This window comes from Serratia sp. CY43202, assembly GCF_052168755.1.
GTDB lineage: Bacteria > Pseudomonadota > Gammaproteobacteria > Enterobacterales > Enterobacteriaceae > Serratia > Serratia bockelmannii.
Window position 1 is genome coordinate 1 of the sequence record NZ_JBJNMB010000008.1, and the last position, 20,444, is coordinate 20,444.

The 20,444-nt window shown below is 58.3% G+C and carries 18 protein-coding genes; 10 read left to right on the forward strand and 8 right to left on the reverse strand.

What is annotated here, in order from left to right; translation table 11 throughout:
- The first annotated feature begins 123 nt into the window (after nt 1–123).
- A complete protein-coding gene (locus tag ACJ8J5_RS17140; protein ID WP_033636503.1) occupies nt 124–813 on the forward strand; it encodes a FadR/GntR family transcriptional regulator in 690 nt (229 codons plus the stop codon).
- Nucleotides 814–880: 67 nt separating this feature from the next.
- Nucleotides 881–2,296: a multidrug transporter subunit MdtD gene (mdtD, locus tag ACJ8J5_RS17145; RefSeq protein WP_049295014.1), complete on the forward strand. Its 1,416-nt coding sequence runs from the start codon at nt 881–883 to the stop codon at nt 2,294–2,296.
- Here the strand turns inward: mdtD and rbsR are convergent.
- From rbsR to kup, 7 genes are all read right to left on the reverse strand, one after another.
- Nucleotides 2,293–3,294: a ribose operon transcriptional repressor RbsR gene (rbsR, locus tag ACJ8J5_RS17150; RefSeq protein ID WP_025304727.1), complete on the reverse strand. Its 1,002-nt coding sequence runs from the start codon at nt 3,292–3,294 to the stop codon at nt 2,293–2,295. The two genes, mdtD and rbsR, sit on opposite strands and share 4 nt — an antisense overlap.
- 4 nt (nt 3,295–3,298) lie before the next feature.
- Nucleotides 3,299–4,225 carry a ribokinase gene (gene rbsK, locus ACJ8J5_RS17155; protein WP_414104971.1) on the reverse strand — a complete coding sequence of 309 codons (927 nt, stop codon included), beginning with the start codon at nt 4,223–4,225 and terminating at the stop codon, nt 3,299–3,301.
- 61 nt (nt 4,226–4,286) lie between these two features.
- Nucleotides 4,287–5,174 (reverse strand): ribose ABC transporter substrate-binding protein RbsB, encoded by an 888-nt coding sequence (gene rbsB / locus ACJ8J5_RS17160; RefSeq protein ID WP_025160300.1) that lies wholly within the window; start codon nt 5,172–5,174, stop codon nt 4,287–4,289.
- Nucleotides 5,175–5,197: 23 nt separating this feature from the next.
- A complete protein-coding gene (gene rbsC, locus ACJ8J5_RS17165) occupies nt 5,198–6,166 on the reverse strand; it encodes a ribose ABC transporter permease (RefSeq protein ID WP_019455467.1) in 969 nt (322 codons plus the stop codon).
- Between the two features lie 6 nt (nt 6,167–6,172).
- Nucleotides 6,173–7,678, reverse strand: a complete 1,506-nt coding sequence (gene rbsA / locus ACJ8J5_RS17170; RefSeq protein ID WP_025304731.1) for a ribose ABC transporter ATP-binding protein RbsA — start codon at nt 7,676–7,678, stop codon at nt 6,173–6,175.
- Nucleotides 7,679–7,685: 7 nt separating this feature from the next.
- Nucleotides 7,686–8,105, reverse strand: a complete 420-nt coding sequence (gene rbsD, locus ACJ8J5_RS17175; RefSeq protein WP_147823466.1) for a D-ribose pyranase — start codon at nt 8,103–8,105, stop codon at nt 7,686–7,688.
- A 170-nt stretch (nt 8,106–8,275) separates the two neighbouring features.
- Nucleotides 8,276–10,144 carry a low affinity potassium transporter Kup gene (gene kup / locus ACJ8J5_RS17180; protein ID WP_049207096.1) on the reverse strand — a complete coding sequence of 623 codons (1,869 nt, stop codon included), beginning with the start codon at nt 10,142–10,144 and terminating at the stop codon, nt 8,276–8,278.
- Nucleotides 10,145–10,427: 283 nt separating this feature from the next.
- Here kup and ravA point away from each other — a divergent pair, with 283 nt between their 5' ends.
- Nucleotides 10,428–11,936 (forward strand): ATPase RavA, encoded by a 1,509-nt coding sequence (ravA, locus tag ACJ8J5_RS17185; protein WP_025304733.1) that lies wholly within the window; start codon nt 10,428–10,430, stop codon nt 11,934–11,936.
- A 2-nt stretch (nt 11,937–11,938) separates the two neighbouring features.
- Nucleotides 11,939–13,402 (forward strand): ATPase RavA stimulator ViaA, encoded by a 1,464-nt coding sequence (gene viaA, locus ACJ8J5_RS17190; RefSeq protein ID WP_004933781.1) that lies wholly within the window; start codon nt 11,939–11,941, stop codon nt 13,400–13,402.
- Nucleotides 13,403–13,406: 4 nt separating this feature from the next.
- On the opposite strand, the gene asnA is transcribed toward viaA, so the two are convergent.
- Complete coding sequence (gene asnA, locus ACJ8J5_RS17195) at nt 13,407–14,399, reverse strand: aspartate--ammonia ligase (RefSeq protein WP_141999183.1); 993 nt, start codon at nt 14,397–14,399, stop codon at nt 13,407–13,409.
- A 155-nt stretch (nt 14,400–14,554) separates the two neighbouring features.
- On the opposite strand from asnA, the gene asnC reads away from it, so the two are divergent.
- The 6 genes from asnC (at nt 14,555) to atpB (ending at nt 20,409) form a co-directional block, all read left to right on the forward strand.
- Nucleotides 14,555–15,016, forward strand: coding sequence for a transcriptional regulator AsnC (gene asnC / locus ACJ8J5_RS17200; RefSeq protein ID WP_004933786.1), 462 nt, complete (start codon nt 14,555–14,557; stop codon nt 15,014–15,016).
- Nucleotides 15,017–15,116: 100 nt separating this feature from the next.
- On the forward strand, nt 15,117–15,557 hold the full coding sequence (mioC, locus tag ACJ8J5_RS17205; RefSeq protein ID WP_060434928.1) for an FMN-binding protein MioC: 441 nt from the start codon (nt 15,117–15,119) through the stop codon (nt 15,555–15,557).
- Between the two features lie 380 nt (nt 15,558–15,937).
- Nucleotides 15,938–17,827: a tRNA uridine-5-carboxymethylaminomethyl(34) synthesis enzyme MnmG gene (gene mnmG / locus ACJ8J5_RS17210; RefSeq protein ID WP_089181460.1), complete on the forward strand. Its 1,890-nt coding sequence runs from the start codon at nt 15,938–15,940 to the stop codon at nt 17,825–17,827.
- Between the two features lie 138 nt (nt 17,828–17,965).
- Nucleotides 17,966–18,586: a 16S rRNA (guanine(527)-N(7))-methyltransferase RsmG gene (gene rsmG, locus ACJ8J5_RS17215; protein WP_015379471.1), complete on the forward strand. Its 621-nt coding sequence runs from the start codon at nt 17,966–17,968 to the stop codon at nt 18,584–18,586.
- Nucleotides 18,587–19,226: 640 nt separating this feature from the next.
- Entirely contained in the window at nt 19,227–19,610 is a 384-nt protein-coding gene (atpI, locus tag ACJ8J5_RS17220) for a F0F1 ATP synthase subunit I (RefSeq protein ID WP_025304739.1), read from the forward strand.
- Nucleotides 19,611–19,632: 22 nt separating this feature from the next.
- Nucleotides 19,633–20,409, forward strand: a complete 777-nt coding sequence (gene atpB, locus ACJ8J5_RS17225) for a F0F1 ATP synthase subunit A (protein ID WP_025304740.1) — start codon at nt 19,633–19,635, stop codon at nt 20,407–20,409.
- Nucleotides 20,410–20,444 lie beyond the last annotated feature (35 nt).

Below are 20,444 nucleotides of genomic sequence, written 5' to 3' on the forward strand. Positions count from 1 at the left end.
TTTTTTTTCGGCAAAAGGGCGAAAAAGCGACGAATTTATGTCACTTTTTCAGGCAAACAGCCATAAAAGCTGGCGATCGCTGGAGTAAAATAGAAATAACGATGTCAGTAAGGACCCGCAGCCATGCCGTTAAATGCACAACAACAGGCCGCCCAACGCAATCTTTCTTATCTGCTTGCAGAGAAACTCGGCCAACAAATTCTGGCGGGCGATTATCAGGCCGGCAGCATCCTGCCCGGTGAAATGGAACTGGGCGAGCAATTCGGCGTCAGCCGCACCGCAGTACGCGAAGCGGTAAAGATGTTAGCCGCCAAAGGCATGTTGCTACCGCGCCCGCGCATCGGCACCCGTGTGATGCCGCAGAGCCAATGGAATTTCCTCGATCAGGATTTACTGACCTGGTGGATGACGCGGGAAAACTTCGATCAGGTGATGCAACACTTCCTTATCTTGCGCACCTCGCTGGAGCCACAGGCCTGCGCGTTGGCGGCAAACCACGCCAGCCCGCAGCAAACCAAGCTGCTGGCGGAACTGATGGCGGAAATGCGCGCGCTGCATACCCAGTTTGATCGCGAGCGTTGGATCCAGGTCGATACCCAATTCCACCAGCTTATCTATGAGGCCAGCGGCAACCCGTTCCTGACCTCGTTCGCCAACCTGTTCAGCTCGGTGTACCAAAGCTACTTCCGTGCCATCACCGGCAATGAAGTCATTAAGCTGCGCCATCATCAGGCTATCGTCGATGCGATACTCGCCGGAGACAGCGCCGGTGCCCTCGTCGCCTGCCAGGTGCTGTTGAAAGAGAAAGACTAGACACGCTCCCCGCTTATATATAGAAGAAAGAGACGAGGGACAGACGACCATTTAACCAGGACCGACCATGACCCAATCCGCGCGCAGTATGGCAGGGCTACCGTGGATCGCCGCAATGGCGTTCTTTATGCAGGCTCTGGACGCCACCATCCTCAACACGGCGCTACCGGCGATCGCCCAAAGCCTGGGGCGATCGCCGCTGGCGATGCAATCGGCCGTCATCAGCTACACGCTGACGGTGGCAATGCTGATCCCGGTCAGCGGCTGGCTGGCGGACCGCTTCGGCACCCGGCGCGTGTTCATCTTCGCCGTCACGCTATTCACCCTCGGCTCGCTACTGTGCGCCCTCTCCCCCACGTTGAGCGCGCTGGTTGCCTCTCGCGTGCTGCAGGGCATCGGCGGCGCGATGATGATGCCGGTCGCACGGTTGGCGCTGCTGCGCGCCTACCCGCGCAGCGAACTGCTGCCGGTGCTGAACTTCGTCACCATGCCCGGCCTGGTCGGGCCGATTCTGGGGCCGTTGCTGGGGGGGTGGCTGGTCACCTACGCCACCTGGCACTGGATTTTCCTGATCAATATCCCTATCGGCCTGCTCGGCATCTTCTATGCGCGCAAATACATGCCGGACTTCACCACGCCCAAACGCCGCTTCGATTTTCTTGGCTTCATGCTGTTCGGCCTAAGCCTGGTGCTGATCTCCACCGGGCTGGAGCTGTTTGGCGAGCGGGTACTGGCAAGCTACGTTTCGCTGGGTATTCTGCTCAGTGGCTTCGTAATGCTGTTCGGCTACATCACGCACGCCCGCCGTCATCCTCAGCCGCTGATCGGTCTCGACCTGTTCAAAACCCGCACCTTCTCGGTCGGTATCGCCGGCAACGTCGCCTCCAGGCTGGGCACCGGCTGCGTGCCATTTTTAATGCCGCTCATGCTGCAGGTGGGATTCGGCTATACGGCGATCGTCGCCGGTTGCATGATGGCGCCAACCGCCATCGGCTCGCTGATGGCGAAATCCACCGTCACTCAGGTGTTGCGCTGGTTCGGCTACCGTAAAACGCTGGTCGGCATTACCGTTATCATCGGAGTGCTGATCGCCCAGTTCGCCCTGCAAAGCCCGGGCATGCCGCTGTGGCTGATGATCCTGCCGCTGTTCGTGCTGGGCATGGCGATGTCCACCCAGTTTACCGCCATGAACACCATCAGCCTGGCAGATTTGAACGACGCCAACGCCAGCGCCGGCAACAGCGTCCTGGCGGTCACCCAGCAGCTGTCCATCAGCTTCGGCGTGGCGATCAGCGCGGCGGTGCTGCGTTTTTACGAATCCCTGTCGTTAGGCACCATGATCGACCACTTCCATTACACCTTTATCACCATGGGGATCGTCACCGTGGCGTCGGCGCTGGTGTTTATGTTGCTGAGAAGGAAAGATGGCCGCAATTTGATCAGCGGCCAGGAAAGCAAGAAAGAAGCCAAGGCGGCGAGTTAACGGCGGCCCACCGAGGCGCGTTCCACCAGCTCGGGCGTCAGCACCAGCACCTGGGGCGCGCGCTCCGGGTTCTGCAGGCGGTTGATCAGCGCATCGATCGCCAGTTCGCCCAGCGAATCCTTCGGCTGATGAATGGTGCTCAGCGGCGGCGCCAGATAACGCGCCAACTCAATGTCATCGTAGCCCATCACCGCCATATCCTGCGGTACGGAAAGCCCGGCCTGATACAGCGCCTGATAAACGCCTACCGCCACCGCGTCGTTGCCGGCAAATACCGCATGCGGCGGCTCGTCCAGCGCCAGCAGTTGGCGCATGGCGTTCACCCCGCCCTCAAACTCAAAATCGCAATGCACTTCATACCCTGGCGAAACCGGCAATCCGGCGCGACGCATTGCGTTGCGATAGCCTTCCAGTCGGTGACGAGCGGTGGTTTTATCCTCCGGGCCAGCAATGCAGGCAATCTTGCGGTAGCCGCGGGCGATCAGATGATCGGTCGCCATCTCGCCGCCCAGCAGCGAGTTATCCTGAATAATGTCGTTGGCGCCCTCGAACGGCGCCCAGTCCATCATCACGATCGGCAATGACGGGTAGCGGCTCAGGGCATCTTGCGATGGCCGGTGGTTTTCGGTGCACATCAACAACAAACCGTCGACGCGCTTTTGCAGCAGCGTCTCCATGCTGCGGTTCATGCGCGCGGCGTCTTCTTCGGTATTGCACAGGATTAAACTGTAGCCACGTTCATAGCAGCTGCGCTCCACGCCGCGCACCACTTCGGCATAAAACGGGTTGTTGCTGGCGGTCACCAGCATGCCGATGGTGCGCGTCTGATTGAGCTTCAGGCTGCGCGCCAGCGCAGAAGGCGCATAGTTCAGCTGTTCCACGGCCGCCATGACCTTGTCGCGCACGCTGTCGCTGACAAAACGATTATTGTTGACCACATGCGACACGGTAGAGGTTGAAACGCCCGCCAGGCGGGCGACATCTTTCATGGTGGCCAAAGGATCACCCCTGCTGCTGCAAGAAGGCGTCGATCTCTTCACGCCAGGGCACCGAAGGTTGCGCGCCGGGGCGGGTCACGGCGATCGCCGCCGCCGCATGGGCGAAACGCACCGCATCAGCCATGATCTTGCCTTCCAACAGGGCGGTCACCAGCGCACCGTTAAAGGTATCGCCGGCGGCGATGGTATCCACCGCTTGCACCTTGAAACCAGGCACCCGTTTGCCGTTGCCGTTTTCGCTCAGCCACACGCCGCGGCTGCCGAGGGTGATGATCACCGTCGCGATGCCCTTGTCGTGCAGCGCCTGCGCCGCACGCGCCGCATCCGTTTCGTTGTCCACGGCGATGCCGGTCAGGCGCTGGGCTTCGGTTTCATTCGGGGTGATCATATCGATCATGCCCAGCAGCTCGTCAGGTAGCTCGCGCGCCGGAGCCGGGTTGAGGATCACCTGCGTTTGATGTTGTTTCGCCAGGCGGGCGGCGGCGATCACCGTCTCCAGCGGCGACTCGAGCTGCATCAGCAGGGCATCGGCGTCGATCACTTTTTGTTGGTAGCGCGCCAGGTAATCCGGCGTTACCGCGGCGTTGGCGCCGGCATCGATGCCGATCACGTTCTCGCCTTCGGCGTTGACGAAGATCAGCGCCACGCCGGTGGTGCTGTCGGCGATGGCTTCAATCGGTTGGGTATCAATGCGATCGCTCGCCAGCTGCCGGCGGATACGCTCGCCGATATCATCGGCGCCTACGCAGGCGATAAAGGCGATCTCCGCCCCGCTGCGCCCGGCCGCCACCGCCTGATTCGCACCCTTGCCGCCAAACGCCACCTTATACTGTTTCCCGATCACCGTTTCGCCCGGGTGGGGGAACTGTTCAATATTGAGGATATGGTCGGCATTGATGCTGCCAAGAACCACCAGCTTACCTGTTTCCATCGCATTGATTCCTGAATTGCGCGCCATCGTAAACGCCCCGTTCCGATGGCGCTGGTATGACTTACTGAGTGACCAGTTTCAAATCGACCGGGATGGTCGCCGGCACTTTTTCGCCTTTCAGCACTTTATCGGCGGTTTCCACGCCGATCACGCCGATCTGATCGGGACGCTGCGCCACGGTCGCCGCCAGCTTGCCGCCTTCGACCGCTTTCACGCCGTCGGCGGTGCCGTCGAAGCCTACCACGATCACGTCGGTTTTACCGGCGGTTTGCAGCGCGCGCAGCGCACCCAGCGCCATTTCATCGTTCTGGGCGAACACCGCCTGCACATCCGGGTGCGCGGTCAGCAGGTTCTGCATTACGTTCAGGCCCTTGGTGCGATCGAAATCGGCCGGCTGGCTGGCCAACAGTTTGAATTTATTCTGATCCAGCGACTGCTTGAAGCCTTCACCGCGTTCACGCGCGGCAGAGGTGCCGGCGATGCCTTCCAGCTGAATCACCTTGGCATCGGCGCCCACTTTCTTGGCGATGAAATCACCGGCCATTTTGCCGCCCACGCGGTTGTCCGAAGCGATGTGGCTCACCACGTCACCCTTGCTCGCCACGCGGTCCAGCGTGATGACCGGGATCTTAGCCTGGTTGGCCATCTTGATGGCGTTACCCACCGCGTCGGAGTCGGTCGGGTTGATCAGCAGCAGCTTAGGCGCGCGCACCATCAGATCCTGCACGTTGGCCAGCTCTTTCGCCGGGTTGTTCTGGGAATCCAGCACCACCAGGTTGTAGCCCAGCTTGTTGGCCTCTTGCTGCGCGCCGTCCTTCATCGAGACGAAGAACGGGTTGTTGAGGGTGGACACCACCAGCGCGATGGTGTCTTTAGCCATGGCATTGGCGCTCAGGGTGGCGCTCAGCGCGATGGCGGAGGCTAAGGTTGCCAGTTTTTTCATTTTCATCATCGTGATTCCTGTAGGGGAGGTTACTTGTTGCTTTTGTTATCTACCAGAACCGCCAGCAGTATCACCACTGCCTTCACGATCATTTGGTAGTAGGAAGAAACACCCAGTAAATTCAGACCGTTGTTCAGGAAGCCGAGGATCAGCGCCCCGATCAGCGTGCCGACGATGCGGCCCTTGCCGCCGGCCAAGCTGGTGCCGCCCAGCACCACGGCGGCGATGGCGTCCAGCTCATAGCCGGTGCCGGCGGTCGGCTGCGCCGACGACAGGCGCGCCACTTCGATCACCCCGGCCAGCGCCGCCAGCAGGCCGCACAGCGAGTAGACGATAATCTTCACTTTATCGACGCTGATGCCGGACAGGCGGGTCGCCGCTTCGTTGCCGCCCAGGGCATAAATATAGCGGCCCAGGCGCGTATGGTGCAGCATATACCAGGCGGCGATGAACACGATCGCCATGATCCAGATCGGCGTAGGCACGCCCAGCGGGCGGCCGATACCGAACCAGCCGAAGGTATCGGCCACGTCGGTGAAACCGGTGTTGACCGGGCTGCCGTTGGTGTACACCATGGTGACGCCGCGCAGCAGCAGCATCATCACCAGCGTGGCGATAAAGGCCTGCACTTTGCCTTTGGCGACGATCACCCCAGTGCAGGCGCCAACCGCAGCGCCCAGCGCCAATGCCGCCGCCACCGCCACCAGCGCGTTGACCTCAAAGCCGACGATCGACGCCGCCACCGCGCCGGTCAGGGCCAACAGCGATCCTACCGACAGATCGATGCCGGACGTGAGGATCACCAGCGTCATCCCCACCGCCATGATGGCGTTCACCGAAGTCTGCTGCAGAATATTGAACAGGTTGTTCAGGGTGAAGAAGTTCGGGCTCATGGAAGAGACCACGGCGATCAGCACCAGCAGCGCAATCAACGACTTCTGCTCTAACAGCCACTCTTTACTGAACCAGCGCTTGGCTGCGATAGTCTGGGAACTCATATCTGATTACTCCTGCTTTACGCCGTATTGCTTGCCGACGGCTGCCGCCATCAACGCTTCCTGGGTGGCCTGTTCAATCGGGAACTCGCCGCTGAGATGCCCTTCGTGCATCACCAGAATGCGATCGCTCATGCCCATCACCTCCGGCATTTCCGAAGACACCAGAATGATGCTCAGCCCTTCCTGCTTGAACTGGTTGATTAACTGATAGATCTCTTTTTTGGCGCCGACGTCGACGCCGCGCGTCGGCTCATCGAGGATCAGCACCTTCGGCCGGGTCATCAGGCCGCGGGCGATCGCCACTTTTTGCTGGTTGCCGCCGGAAAGCAGGCCGATCGGCTGCTCCATCGACGGCGTTTTGATATTGAACAGGCGGATGAAATCCCCCACCGCCTGCCGCTCATCGGCCTGTTTCAGGCTGCCGTCGGCGCGGCTGAAGTAGCGCAGCGCGGTCAGAGACATGTTTTCCTTTACCGACATGCCCAGCACCAGGCCGTCGCGCTTACGGTCTTCCGAGATATAGACGATGCCGTTCGCCAACCCGTCCTGCGGCGAGTGGGTGACCACGTCGCGGCCGTCCAGGCTGACGGTGCCGGCCTTACGCGGCGCGGCGCCGTACAGGATCTTCATCAATTCAGTGCGCCCGGCGCCCATCAGCCCGGCCACGCCGAGGATCTCGCCGCGGTACAGCGTAAAGCTGACGTCTTCAACGCCGGGTCCGGAAAGGTGGCTGACGTCCAGCCGCTTTTCCCCGCGCGGCAAATCAAGGCGCGGGTATTGTTCTTCCAGCTTGCGGCCGACCATCATCTCTATCAGCGAATCTTCCTGCAGCTCGCTCACCGGCCGCTCAGCGATGAACTGCCCGTCGCGGAACACGGTCACGTCGTCGCAGATTTCAAAAATCTCTTTCAGGCGGTGCGAGATATAAACGATGCCGCGCCCTTCGGCCTTCAGCTCGTTGATCACCTTGAACAGCGAGGCGGTTTCGGTGTCGGTCAGCGCATCGGTCGGTTCGTCCATGATGATCACTTTCGATTCGAAGCTCAGTACCTTGGCGATCTCCACCATCTGCTGATCGCCGATCGACAGCTCCCCCACCAGCCGGTGGCTGCTGTAGCGCAGGTTGAGGCGCGCCAACAAGCGATCGGCCTCGGCGTACATGCGCTTCCAGTCAATGCGGCCGAAACGGTTGACGAACTCGCGGCCGAGGAAGATGTTTTCCGCAATCGTCAGCTGCGGGATCAGGTTCAGCTCCTGATGGATAATGCCGATGCCCGCTTCCTGCGAATCCTTAGGCCCGTTGAATACCACCTCTTTACCGAGAAAATACTGACTGCCGGCGTCTTTCTGGTAGATGCCAGTCAGCACTTTCATCATGGTGGACTTCCCGGCGCCGTTTTCCCCCACCAGCGCCATCACCTTGCCGGGATAGACGCTGAGGGCGGCGCCGGAAAGCGCCTTCACGCCGGGAAAGGCTTTATCAATCCCTTTCAGTTGCAGTAAAGGTTGCATACGCGCCTCAGAAAGTTACGCCGGCGCACAGGATCACGTTCGCGTAAGGCGAACACTCTCCGCTGCGGATCACCGCCCGGCTGTGCTCGGTTTGCGCTTTAAACGCCTGATGGCTGATATAGCGCACGCTGATGGTATTGCCCTGGCGTTGGCCCAGTGCGGTCAGTTCAGCCAACAATGCCTCGTGGAGCGACGGATTTTGTTTCACGATCTCTTCCGCCAGGATGGCGTTTTCTACCTGCATCTCTTGCGTGACCGCCGCGAACACCTGCATGAAGGTCGGCACGCCTTGCGTCAGCGCCAGATCGATGCGCTGCGTCGCCGCCGGTATCGGCAGGCCCGCATCGCACAAGGTGAGCTGATCGGTGTGCCCCAGCCGGGCAATCACGGCAGACACGTCGGAATTCAGTAATACGCCTTTTTTCATCTTCTCACTCCGCTAGCGAAACGTTTCGCTCTCTGGAGGAGTTTAAAAAAACGGCAGGGGAAGGCAACCGGGACAATGCAGAAGTGTGATCGCTATCGAAACGTTTCGTTCGCGCGCGGAAAAAGCGCAAACAAAAGGGGCTCAGCCATGCTGAACCCCTGTCAGGTGGGTTAGATCTCGACCTGCGTGCCGAGTTCGATGACCCGGTTAGGTGGGATCTCAAACTGATCCGGCGCGCGCAGCGCGTTGCGGCTAAGGGCGACGAACAGCTTGCCGCGCAGGTAGAGATACCACGGCCGCTTGGTGAGGATCAGCGACTCATGCGACATGAAGAATGACGTCTCCGACATGCGGCACGGCAACCCTTCCAGCCCGCAGCGGTGGAACACCTCCTCGACGTTCGGCGTTTCCCGCCAGCCGTAGCTGGCCACCACCCGCCAGAAGGTCGGCGACAGCTGTTCGATGGTCACCCGGCGCACGTTGTGCACGTAAGGCGCATCCTCGGTGCGCAGCGTCAGCAGCACCACGCGTTCATGCAGCACCTTGTTGTGCTTCAGGTTGTGCAGCAGCGCAAAAGGAATGACGTTGGTGGCGCGCGACAGGAACACCGCGGTCCCCGGCACCCGCACCGGCGGCGATTTCTCCAGCGAGGCGATCATCGCCTCCAGCGAGTTGCCGTGTTCATGCAGGCGGCGCAGCAAGCGGAAGCGCTCGCTCTTCCAGGTGGTCATAATGACGAACATCACCAGCGCCAAGGTCAGTGGCAACCAGCCGCCGGAGAACAGCTTCAGGGCGTTGGCGGAGAACATCGGCACGTCGATGATCAGCAAGATGGTCACAATGCCGATCGCCAGGAAGCGATTCCAGTGCCAGTTGTTGATCGCCACCGAGGTGACCAGAATGCTGGTCAGCACCATGGTACCGGTGACGGCGATGCCGTACGCCGCCGCCAGGTTGCTGGAGTGTTCGAACCCGATGATCACCAGCACTACCGAGATGTACAGCGTCCAGTTGATCACCGGAATATAGATCTGGCCGGATTCCATTTCCGAGGTGTGAATGATGCGCATCGGCGACAGGTAACCCAGACGCACCGCCTGGCGGGTCAGCGAGAAGACGCCGGAAATCACCGCCTGCGAGGCGATGACCGTTGCCAGGGTTGCCAGAATCAGCAGCGGGATCAGCGCCCAGTCGGGTGCCAGCAGGAAGAATGGGTTTTTGATCGCTTCAGGGTTTTTCAGCAGCAACGCCCCCTGCCCGAAGTAGTTGAGCACCAGCGAAGGCAGCACCACGGTGAACCAGGCCAGGCGGATCGGGAACTTGCCGAAGTGCCCCATATCGGCATACAGCGCCTCAACGCCGGTGATAGACAGCACCACCGCCCCCAGCGCGAAGAACGACACCTTCTTATATTCCATAAAGAAGTTGAGCGCCCATTTGGGATTCAGCGCCTGCAGCACTTCCGGGTTCGAAATGATGCTGCGCGCGCCCAGCACCGCCAACACGATGAACCACAGCAGCATTACCGGGGCGAACAGCTTGCCGACGCTGCCAGTGCCGTGTTTTTGGATAACGAACAGCAGGGTCAGCACCAGAATCGAGAGCGGGACGATATAGGCGTCGAGCGCAGGCGCGGCGATTTCCAACCCCTCTATCGCCGACATCACCGAGATCGCCGGGGTGATCACCACCTCGCCATAGAAGAAGCTGCCGCCGATCAGGCCCAGTATCACCAGCACTGCGGTGGTGCGCGCCGAGGTATTTCGCCCGGCCAGCGACATCAGCGTCAAAATGCCGCCTTCGCCGGCGTTGTCCGCCCGCATCACGTAGGTAAGATATTTGAGGGAAACGATCACGATCAGCATCCAGAAAATCAGCGACAGGAAGCCGAAAACCACGTCTGGACGAACATCGAAGCCGTAATGGCCGGAGAAACACTCTCTCAGCGTATAGAGAGGGCTGGTGCCGATATCACCGTAGACCACGCCGATGGCCGCCAGGGTTACCGCCGATAAGGACTGCTTATGCTCTGCGCTCATAATTCGTTTCTTTATCAGAACATCCGTTAGCGATGCATCCGCATCAGGCAAAATACGGGCTCAAAGATCCGTCACGCCCACCAGAAAGCCGCACAGTATGCACCATTTATACGGCTTGCCTACCCTTATATCAGAGCCGAAAAATAAACAAAATGTGAACCGGATATCCGACTCAACTGAGAAAAATATTACTAATCAATAAGCTATACCAGTAAAAATAATGGTGGTTTATCATCGGATTATCGACCAAGATTGGCTAACTCTCGGACAATGCGACAATTATATGACGCCATCATCCCTTCTGGCAGAACGAATTTCCCGCCTCAGCAGTGCGCTGGAGAGCGGTCTTTATGAACGGCAAGAAGCGATCCGCCTGTGCCTGCTGGCGGCGCTGAGCGGCGAAAGCGTATTCCTGCTCGGCCCGCCCGGCATTGCCAAGAGCCTGATCGCGCGCCGGCTGAAGTTTGCCTTCCGCAACGCCCGCTCCTTTGAATACCTGATGACGCGCTTTTCCACGCCGGAAGAGGTCTTCGGCCCGCTCTCGATTCAGGCGCTGAAAGACGAAGGGCGCTATCAGCGCCTGACCGCCGGCTATCTGCCGGAAGCGGAGATCGTGTTTCTGGACGAGATCTGGAAGGCTGGCCCGGCGATCCTCAACACCCTGCTGACGGCGATCAACGAACGGCGCTTTCGCAACGGCAACAGCGAAGAACCGATCCCGCTGCGCCTGCTGGTCACCGCCTCCAACGAACTGCCCGAAGCGGACAACAGCCTCGAAGCCTTATATGACCGCATGCTTATCCGCCTGTGGCTGGACAAGGTGCAGGATAAACAGAATTTCCGCTCGCTGCTGGTCAACCGCCAGAGCGAAAGCCAAAACCCGGTGCCGGCGGCGCTGAGCATCAGCGACGAAGAGTTTCTGCAGTGGCAGCCGCAGATCGACAAGGTGGCGCTGCCGGAAGCCTGCTTTGAGCTGATTTTCCAGCTGCGTCAGCGGCTGGACGCGCTGGAGCAGGCGCCATACGTCTCCGATCGGCGCTGGAAAAAAGCCCTGCGTCTGCTGCAGGCCTGCGCCTTCTTCAGCGGGCGCGATGCCATCGCCCCGCTCGACCTGATGCTATTGAAAGACTGCCTGTGGCACGATCTCACCTCGCTGAAGCTGCTGCAACAGCAGATCGATCAGCTGCTGACCGAGTCGGCCTATCAGCAGCAGTCGATGCTGATCCAGTTGCAACAGATCCATACCCGCTGGCTGCAGGACCAGCAGCAGCAAAGCGATCGGCAGGCCATCAGCCTGGTGAAAAAGGGCGGCATGTTCAGCCGCAAACCGCAATATGCGCCGGCCACGCCGTTCGCCGGCGGCACCCTCACCCTGCTGCTGCAAAAACCGCTGCAGCTGCATGACATTCAGGTCAACCATCTGAGCATTGAGAGCAGCGTGCTGGATAACTGGCTGCAAAAAGGCGGCGACGTGCGCGCCAAGCTGAACGGCATTGGCTTCGCGCAGCCGATCGATTTGGACGTCGATGACCAACTGCACCTGACGGTGCTGGACGTCAGCCGCCAGCCTTCGCTGCTGGCGCTGCCGGGCAAACAGGCCACCGCCACGCCGCAGGCGCTGCTGGATGAAATGGACGCGTTGGCCCAGCGCCTGGCGGAGCAGCGCCGCGCCTTCAGCCAACATCAGCCCTGTCTGTTCACGCCTGCCGCTGGCCTGGCCAAGATCGAAGCCAGTCTGCTGCAAGTGGCGGAACAGGTTAAACAGCAACAGCAGCAAATGCGCGGCCAGTAACCATGCTCAGTCTGGAGACGCTCGATCTGCTGCTGGCGATCACCGAAGGCGAGATGATCGAGGAGATGATCGTCGGAATGCTGGCGGCGCCGCAGCTGTCGGTGTTCTTTAAAAAGTTTCCGGCCCTTCGCCGGGCGCTGGATCGCGATCTGCCACGCTGGAAACTGCAGCTCAAGGAGCGTCTGCAGGAGGCTATGGTGCCGCCGGCGCTGGCGCAGGAGTTTTACCGCTACCAACAGTGCCAGCTGGAGAACAACACCCAGTTCTATCACAACCTCAATGACACGATGGAGCTGCTGCGTCAGCTGGTCTCGCCGTTTTATGAACAGGCACGCGCGCTGGTGGACGCCGCCGATCTGCCCAACCACCCGCTGGACGACAGCTTCCAAACCCTGTTCTTGCAGCGCTGGCGCATCAGCCTGACGCTGCAGGCCACCATGCTGCACCACCAGCTGCTAGAACAAGAGCGCGAGCAGCTGATGGCGGAACTGCAGGAGCGCCTGGCGCTGAGCGGCGCGCTGGAGCCGCTGCTGTCGGAAAACGACACCGCCGCCGGCAGGCTGTGGGATATGAGCAAAGGCCAGCTGCAGCGCGGCGATTACCAACGGCTGGTGGAGTACGGCAACTTTTTGCAGCAGCAGCCGGAGCTGAAAAAGCTGGCGCAGCAGCTGGGCCGCAGCTATCAGGCCAAGGCGGTGCAGCAACAGGACGCGCAGCCGGAACCGTTCAGGGTCATGGTGCAGGTGCCGGCCACGCTGCCGGAAGAAGTGAGCGGCATTCATCAGAGCGACGACATCCTGCGTCTGCTGCCGCCGGAGCTGGCGACGCTGGGGATTGAAGAGCTGGAATTCGAGTTTTATCGCCGTCTGTTGGAAAAGCGACTGCTGAGCTACCGTCTGCAGGGCGACGTCTGGCAGGAACAGATCCTGATCCGTCAGGTCACCCACCAGCAGCAGGATCAGCAGCCGCGCGGGCCGTTTATCGTCTGCGTGGACACCTCAGGATCGATGGGCGGCTTCAACGAACAGTGCGCCAAGGCGTTCTGTCTGGCGCTGCTGCGCATTGCGCTGGCGGACAACCGCCGCTGCTACATCATGCTGTTCGCCAACCAGATCGTGCATTACGAACTCACCGCCGCCAGCGGCATCGAGCAGGCCGTGCGTTTTCTCGGTCAGCAGTTTCGCGGCGGCACCGATCTGGCGGCCTGCTTGAACGCCACCGTCACCAAAATGGCGGAGAGCGGCTGGTTCGACGCCGATGCGGTGATCATTTCCGATTTTATCGCCCAGCGGTTGCCGGAGGAGGTAATAAAGAAGGTGAAACAACAGCAGCAAAGCCACCAGCAGCGTTTCCATGCGGTGGCGATGTCCGCCTACGGCAAACCCGGCATCATGCGCATCTTCGATCATATCTGGCGCTTTGATACCGGGCTGAAAAGCCGTTTAATGCGCCGATGGCGGCGCTAGGCGGTTAGAGCAGGCCTTCGACCGCCCCGCGCACTTCCGGCGACCACACGCCGCACTGCACCTGGCCGATATGCGACAGCTGCAACAGCAGCATCACCAAACGCGACTGACCGATGCCGCCGCCGATGGTCTGCGGCATATCGCCGCGCAACAGCGACTGGTGCCATTCCAGCTTCATGCGTTCTTCATCGCCGGTCAGCGCCAGCTGATGTTTCAGCGCCGTGGCGTCGACGCGGATGCCCATGGAAGACAGCTCGAAAGCGTCCTGCAGCACCGGGTTCCACACCACGATATCGCCGTTCAGGCCCGCCAGGCCATCCGCCGTCGGCGTGGTCCAGTCATCATAATCCGGCGCCCGCACATCGTGCGATTTGCCGTGCGACAGCTTGCCACCGATGCCGATCAGGAACACCGCGCCCAATTCTTTGGCGATCGCCCGCTCACGCCCTTTGGCGTCCAGATCCGGATAGCGCTGCAGCAGGGTTTCGCTGTGTACGAAGTGGATCTGTTCCGGCAGGAACGGGGTCAGGCCATGCTCACGGCTGACTTCCGCTTCCGTCGCCTTGATCGCGGTGTAAATGCTGCGCACGGTGCTTTTCAGGTAGTCCAGGCTGCGCTCACCGTCGCCCATCACCCGCTCCCAGTCCCACTGATCGACGTACACCGAGTGGATTGGCGTCAGGCGGTCCTCATCCGGGCGCAGCGCCTTCATATGGGTATACAGGCCCTCGCCGGCGCCGAAATCGTAGCTGCCCAGGGTTTTGCGTTTCCATTTCGCCAGCGAATGCACCACTTCGAAGGTGGCGTCAGGCAGAGTTTTGACCTTAACCTGCACCGCTTTCTCGCTGCCGGAGAGGTTATCCTGCGTGCCGTCGCCCAAACGGCTGAGGATCGGCGCTTGCACTTCGATCAGGCCGAGCTGTTGCTCCAGCTGGCGGGAGAAGAAGGATTTGACCTGGCTGATTTGTTGTTGTTTTTGGATAAACTGTTTTTTCATTGCCGTATCTCTTGTAAACCTGTCTCTGTTGCCATCGATTAAGCAACAAAATGACACATCAATTCAATATCCATTAATCAATATTGCCTTTTCACTTTTAATCGTTCATTTTTACCCGGACAGAATTCAACAATCGTTAATTAATGGGGGATTAAATGGCGGAAATTTATCAGATCGATAATCTCGATCGTGGCATCCTCAACGCCCTGATGGACAATGCGCGCACACCGTACGCCGAACTGGCGAAAAACTTCGCCGTCAGCCCCGGCACCATTCATGTGCGGGTGGAGAAGATGAAACAGGCCGGGATCATCACCGGCGCGCGCATCGACGTCAGCCCCAAACAACTGGGCTACGACGTGTGCTGCTTTATCGGCATCATATTGAAGAGCGCCAAGGACTACCCTTCGGCGCTGAAGAAGCTGGAAAGCCTGGAAGAAGTGGTAGAAGCCTATTACACCACCGGCCACTACAGCGTCTTTATTAAGGTAATGTGCCGATCGATCGACGCGTTGCAACAGGTACTTATCAACAAGATCCAGACTATCGACGAGATCCAGTCTACCGAAACGCTGATCTCGCTGCAGAACCCCATTATGCGCACCATCGTGCCGTAACCCGCCAAATTGCATACCCACATTATCCACAGGTAGATCCCAGCCGATTCACAGCGTACAATGCAGCCACTTTGAGTGAGAAGGTTGGGATCGTTGGTTCATGGCAGACATTACTCTGATCAGTGGCAGTACGCTTGGCAGCGCCGAATACGTGGCTGAACATTTGGCTGAAAAGCTGGAAGACGCGGGTTTCTCTACCGAGATGCTGCACGGCCCTGAACTGGATGAACTGCCGTTGACCGGCCGCTGGCTGGTGGTCTCTTCCACGCACGGCGCCGGCGAACTGCCGGATAACCTTCAGCCGCTGTTGGAACAGATCGCAGATCAGCAGCCGGATCTTTCCGAAGTGCAGTTCGGCGCCGTCGGTTTGGGCAGTTCGGAATACGACACCTTCTGCGGCGCGATCAAACAGATCGACGATCTGTTGATCGCCAGAGGCGCTAAAAGGATCGGCGATCGTCTCGAGATCGACGTGACCGAGCATGAAATTCCCGAGGATCCGGCCGAGGAATGGGTAAAAACCTGGATTAATTTACTCTAATTCGTCTAAAGATCGCGCGAACGATTGTGGATAACTAAGCTTAAAAGCAGGGTAAAAGCCGTAGTTATCCCAATAACAACCGTAGTGCGCTTTTTGTCCTGTGCATAACAAGCCTTTTAGATCCCAGCTTATCTGCGTCGGGATCACCGATCATTCACAGCAAACGATCCTCCTTAATCTGCTGATCTTCATCGTGAATAGTCACTTATCCACAGAGGATCGCGATCCTAATAAGAGATCTAATAAAGAGATCTTTAAATAAAAAAGATCTTCTTTTAATTACCGACGATCCTGACCACTTGGTCGATCGTCTAAACTTGAGTAGAATCCCCGACCCCAGGGCAAATACGATCGTTCGCAATACGGCGAGGTGCAGTTCCATGTTTTATCCAGATCAATTTGACGTCATCATCATCGGTGGTGGCCATGCAGGTACCGAAGCCGCCATGGCCGCGGCACGCATGGGACGTCAGACTTTATTATTGACACACAATATCGATACGCTGGGACAGATGTCCTGTAACCCGGCGATTGGCGGTATTGGTAAAGGGCATCTGGTTAAGGAAATTGATGCACTCGGTGGCCTGATGGCAACGGCGATCGACCACGCCGGCATCCAGTTTAGGATACTAAACGCCAGCAAAGGCCCAGCCGTTCGTGCCACACGCGCTCAGGCGGATCGCGTACTGTATCGCCAGGCGATCCGTACCGCGTTGGAGAACCAGCCCAACCTGATGATCTTCCAACAACCTGTTGAGGATCTGATCGTCGAAAACGATCGCGTAGTCGGCGCCGTCACCCAAATGGGCCTCAAATTCCGCGCCAAGGCGGTGGTATTGACCGTAGGCACCTTCCTGGACGGCAAGATCCATATCGGTCTGGAAAACTACAGCGGTGGTCGCGCCGGGGATCCACCTTCGATCTCGCTGTCGCAACGTTTGCGAGAACTGCCGCTGCGCGTTAACCGCTTGAAAACCGGTACGCCACCGCGCATCGACGCCCGCACTATCGATTTCAGCGTACTGGCGCCACAACACGGCGATACGCCGGTGCCGGTATTCTCGTTCCTGGGCGATGCCAGCCAACACCCGGAACAAATGGCGTGCTACATCACCCACACCAATGAAAAAACCCATGACGTGATCCGCAATAACCTCGATCGCAGCCCGATGTATGCCGGGATCATCGAAGGGATCGGCCCACGTTACTGCCCGTCGATCGAAGACAAGGTCATGCGCTTTGCCGATCGCAACGCGCACCAGATCTTCCTCGAGCCGGAAGGCCTAACCAGCAACGAGATTTACCCTAACGGGATTTCCACCAGCCTGCCGTTCGACGTGCAGATGCAGATCGTCCGTTCGATGGAAGGAATGCAAAACGCGCGTATTATTCGCCCTGGTTATGCTATCGAGTACGATTTCTTCGATCCGCGCGACCTGAAGCCGACGCTGGAAAGCAAATTCATCCAGGGGCTGTTCTTCGCCGGTCAGATCAACGGCACCACTGGGTATGAAGAAGCGGCTGCGCAGGGCCTGCTGGCCGGTCTGAACGCTGGGCGTTTCGCCGACGAACAAGAAGGCTGGGCGCCACGCCGCGATCAGGCCTACCTGGGCGTGCTGGTGGACGATCTCAGCACCCTCGGCACCAAAGAGCCGTACCGCATGTTTACCTCACGCGCCGAGTATCGTCTGATGTTGCGCGAAGACAACGCCGATCTTCGCCTGACGGAAAAAGGCCGTGAACTGGGCCTGGTGGACGACGTGCGTTGGGCACGTTACAGCGAGAAGTTGGAGCGAATCGAACGCGAACGCCAGCGCCTGCGCGACATCTGGATGCACCCGCACGCCGAGAACGTCGAACAGGTCAATGCGCTGCTGAAAGCGCCGCTGTCGCGTGAAGCGAACGGCGAAGAGCTGCTGCGCCGTCCGGAGATGGATTACGCGCAGTTGACCGGCACCGACGCCTTCGCGCCGCCGCTGGGCGACGTACAAGCGGCTGAACAGGTTGAGATCCAGGTCAAATACGAGGGCTACATCGCTCGTCAGCAGGAAGAGATCGAAAAACAGCAGCGCAACGAGAATACCTTGCTGCCGTTGGATCTCGACTACCGTCAGGTTTCGGGACTGTCGAACGAGGTGATCGCCAAGTTGAACGATCACAAACCGAACTCCATCGGCCAGGCTTCGCGCATCTCCGGCATTACGCCGGCGGCGATCTCGATTTTGCTGATCTGGCTGAAAAAGCAGGGACTGCTGCGCCGCAGCGCATAAATCTTGCATCCAGGCGGCCGTTTGTTCATCCCGTAGCCAAACGGCCGCTGACATCACTTGCGCCCTGAATTATCATAGTCGCCTCATTGCGCCAGCTAACCATCCGCTGGTCGTTCAGCGCCTGCCAGAGGATCCGTTGTGCAAAAAAAATTAGACTCGCTGCTTGCGGCGGCAGGCATTGAGCTGCCCGATCAGCAAAAACAGCAGCTGCTGGGCTATGTCGGCATGCTGGATAAGTGGAACAAGGCTTATAACCTCACGTCGGTGCGCGATCCGCAGCAAATGCTGGTGCGCCACATCCTCGACAGCATCGTGGTCAACCCGCATTTGCAGGGCTCACGTTTCATCGATGTCGGCACCGGCCCCGGCTTGCCGGGCATTCCGCTGGCGATCGTGCGCCCAGACGCGCATTTCACGCTGCTCGACAGCCTGGGCAAGCGCGTGCGCTTCCTGCGCCAGGTGCAGCATGAGCTGGGCCTGAACAATATCGAGCCGGTGCAGAGCCGCGTCGAAGCGTTTCCGGCTGAGCCACCGTTTGATGGCGTGATCAGCCGCGCGTTCGCTTCGCTGCAGGATATGCTGTCCTGGTGTCATCATCTGCCGGCGAAAGGGCAGGGGCGTTTTTACGCGTTGAAAGGCGTGCGCCCGGATGAAGAGCTGACGCAGCTGCCGGCTGGCGTAAGCCTGGAGTCCATCGTGCGGTTGCAGGTGCCTGAACTGGAAGGCGAACGCCATCTGGTGATTCTTAAGGCAAACTGAGTTTGCTTTTGATCAAACAAGCGTGAATTAAAAGGCAGTACTCAGCAGAAAGGTAAGCAGGCTAATTAGTTGGTCGCTTTTTTTAGTTAATTTACTTTCTATTAACACAAAAAACGCGGCTAATTAGCGACAATAGAGTAATTGCATTTAGAAATAGTCACGTTAGCAATCATGTGCGAAAGATTGGCGTTTGCTGCTAATGTTAATTGGCTGTTGGAATATTGCCTCGCTGCTTGTCAATAAAAGGTTTTCATCGGGTATACGGATTGTTTTTGAACAGTTAACTGATAATGTTTTGATTTATATAATCTTTTGATCGCTCAAATTGCTAAAGACGGTTTGGTTGACCATCGGCTATAAATCAGGAAGGGACATTACTGTGATCGGCCTCGCGTTTCTAAACGCAACGCTGGAATAATCAGACAATTAAATGCGCCCTATTATTCCGACCGTTTTCTTGTGAAAATAGGCTGGAATAGGGAAATTTAAATAATTGTTCACCTTTTCGCTACTTATCGATTGAATTCGTTGGTATGCCCCGTATAATTTGCTCGTTTTTTGCTGCTTGACTCAGGACAGCAAAAACAGTTGTATACGTCACTCAGCATACCCCCTCTGGGGTACGGAGAGAACAAACGTCATGTCTGTGTCCCTTTACAGCGGGAAAGTCGCACGCAAACTGCTGTTTTTGCAGTTAATGACTTTTGTTCTGATCAGCGTTGCTTTCTGGCTGAAAAGCCCGGAATGGAGCGCTTCGGCGCTGGCAGGCGGTCTCGCCGCCTGGTTGCCGAGTGCAATGTTTATGCTGTTTGCCTTGCGCCATCAGGCGCAAACGCCGGCGCCCGGTAGGGTTGCCTGGTCGTTCGCCATCGGCGAGGGGCTAAAGGTCGTGATCACCATCGTTTTGCTGATCGTGGCGCTGGGGGTGTTCAAGGCGGAGTTTATACCGCTTGGCCTGACCTATTTAGCGGTGTTAGTGGTGCAGATAGTGGCACCGGCCGTGATTAACAGTTACCGAAATTAACTAAATAAAGGGTAGAGGCATCATGTCTGCAGAGGGATACAACAGTCCACAGGAGTATATCGGTCACCACCTGACGCAGCTTCAGGTCGGGACTGGGTTTTGGTCGATTAACCTCGACTCGATGTTTTTCTCCGTCGTCCTCGGGGTTTTGTTCCTGGTGATTTTCCGCAAAGTGGCTAAAAACGCCACCAGCGGCGTGCCGGGTAAACTGCAAACCGCCGTGGAGCTGGTGGTTGGTTTCGTCGACAGCAGCGTGCGCGACATGTACCACGGCAAGAGCAAGGTGATTGCGCCGTTGGCGCTGACCGTGTTCGTCTGGGTGTTCCTGATGAACCTGATGGACCTGATTCCGGTAGACTTCCTGCCGTTCATCGGGGCGCATCTCGGTCTGCCTGCGCTGCGCGTGGTGCCTACCGCTGACGTGAACGTCACGCTGTCTATGGCGCTGGGCGTGTTTATCCTGATTCTGTTCTATAGCATCAAAATGAAAGGCGTTGGCGGGTTCGTTAAAGAGTTGACCATGCAGCCGTTCAACCACCCTGTATTCATTCCTATCAACCTGATTCTTGAAGGTGTCAGCCTGCTGTCCAAACCTGTTTCACTGGGTCTGCGACTGTTCGGCAACATGTATGCGGGTGAGTTGATCTTCATCCTGATTGCCGGCCTGTTGCCGTGGTGGTCACAGTGGGTCCTGAGCTTGCCTTGGGCTATCTTCCACATCCTGATCATTACGCTTCAAGCCTTTATTTTCATGGTTCTGACGATCGTCTATCTGTCGATGGCGTCTGAAGAGCACTGATTTTCTTAAAACACTTGCACTTTTAAACTGAAACA

Coding starts and splice junctions, on each gene's coding strand:
- rbsA (WP_025304731.1), bottom strand. CDS start 7,678: ATGCAACCTTTACTGCAACTGAAAGGGATTGATAAAGCCTTTCCCGGC.
- atpI (WP_025304739.1), top strand. CDS start 19,227: ATGTCTGTGTCCCTTTACAGCGGGAAAGTCGCACGCAAACTGCTGTTT.
- ravA (WP_025304733.1), top strand. CDS start 10,428: ATGACGCCATCATCCCTTCTGGCAGAACGAATTTCCCGCCTCAGCAGT.
- viaA (WP_004933781.1), top strand. CDS start 11,939: ATGCTCAGTCTGGAGACGCTCGATCTGCTGCTGGCGATCACCGAAGGC.
- ACJ8J5_RS17140 (WP_033636503.1), top strand. CDS start 124: ATGCCGTTAAATGCACAACAACAGGCCGCCCAACGCAATCTTTCTTAT.
- mdtD (WP_049295014.1), top strand. CDS start 881: ATGACCCAATCCGCGCGCAGTATGGCAGGGCTACCGTGGATCGCCGCA.
- rbsK (WP_414104971.1), bottom strand. CDS start 4,225: ATGGAAACAGGTAAGCTGGTGGTTCTTGGCAGCATCAATGCCGACCAT.
- rbsD (WP_147823466.1), bottom strand. CDS start 8,105: ATGAAAAAAGGCGTATTACTGAATTCCGACGTGTCTGCCGTGATTGCC.
- rbsC (WP_019455467.1), bottom strand. CDS start 6,166: ATGAGTTCCCAGACTATCGCAGCCAAGCGCTGGTTCAGTAAAGAGTGG.
- kup (WP_049207096.1), bottom strand. CDS start 10,144: ATGAGCGCAGAGCATAAGCAGTCCTTATCGGCGGTAACCCTGGCGGCC.
- atpB (WP_025304740.1), top strand. CDS start 19,633: ATGTCTGCAGAGGGATACAACAGTCCACAGGAGTATATCGGTCACCAC.
- asnC (WP_004933786.1), top strand. CDS start 14,555: ATGGCGGAAATTTATCAGATCGATAATCTCGATCGTGGCATCCTCAAC.
- mnmG (WP_089181460.1), top strand. CDS start 15,938: ATGTTTTATCCAGATCAATTTGACGTCATCATCATCGGTGGTGGCCAT.
- mioC (WP_060434928.1), top strand. CDS start 15,117: ATGGCAGACATTACTCTGATCAGTGGCAGTACGCTTGGCAGCGCCGAA.
- rbsB (WP_025160300.1), bottom strand. CDS start 5,174: ATGAAAATGAAAAAACTGGCAACCTTAGCCTCCGCCATCGCGCTGAGC.
- asnA (WP_141999183.1), bottom strand. CDS start 14,399: ATGAAAAAACAGTTTATCCAAAAACAACAACAAATCAGCCAGGTCAAA.